The organism is Shigella sp. FC1544, from assembly GCF_001722145.1.
GTDB classification, from domain to species: domain Bacteria; phylum Pseudomonadota; class Gammaproteobacteria; order Enterobacterales; family Enterobacteriaceae; genus Escherichia; species Escherichia coli.
Map to the genome: position 1 here is coordinate 1 of NZ_MECT01000375.1, position 705 is coordinate 705.

The 705-nt window shown below is 49.1% G+C and carries 2 pseudogenes; one reads left to right on the forward strand and one right to left on the reverse strand.

The window, feature by feature from the left end:
* A pseudogene (locus BGK49_RS30750) lies at positions 1-589 on the reverse strand (RNA-guided endonuclease InsQ/TnpB family protein); the annotation flags it as partial.
* A gap of 7 nt (positions 590-596) precedes the next feature.
* On the opposite strand from BGK49_RS30750, the pseudogene BGK49_RS31165 reads away from it, so the two are divergent.
* Positions 597-705, forward strand: a pseudogene (locus tag BGK49_RS31165) (IS200/IS605 family transposase); the annotation flags it as partial.

Below are 705 nucleotides of genomic sequence, written 5' to 3' on the forward strand. Positions count from 1 at the left end.
CTGTGCCATCTGACAGCGTGGCGAGTTTAGCCACGCCAGCATCCAGCCCGACCATTGATGCTGAAGGGTGAACCGGAGTTGATACTTCACTTTCTGTCTGAATACTGATGTACCACTTACCGCAGGACTGGCTGACAGTGACATTTTTCACAACACCCGTGACCTAACGGCTGTTCCGGTAGCGCATCCAGCCCAGTTTCGGCAGAAAAATACGGCTGTTTTCCTGATCGAGCTTAACGCCCTGCGGGTAGCGGAATACATCATTCTGTCCCCGCTTTTTGAATCGGGGAAAAGCAGCCCGATTCTGGAAGAAGTTTTTGTAAGCCCGCTCAAGGTCTTTCAGTGACTGTTGCAATGGCTGTGACGGGGCATCTTTAAGCCATTACGTTTCAGTGGCATTTTTCCACTCAACCAGCCAGGAAGCCATTTTCCCGTAAGGGATGTATTTATTACCGACCTCATGATTCTCATTCTGACGTGCCAGAGCACGATTGAAAACGAAACGACATGCGCCTGCGAAGCGCCTCATTTCACGCTCCTGTTGACCACCGGGTCTTAACTGGAATTTAAATGCTTGTAGTCGTTTCACAGGCCAAATGATACTTTGGTCTGTGAAAAAAGAAACCGATATCCGGCGTGGAAGGCATTGTGTTTTCCTGATGCATGTTCACCTGGTCTTTGTCACCAAATACCGACGTCAGATTT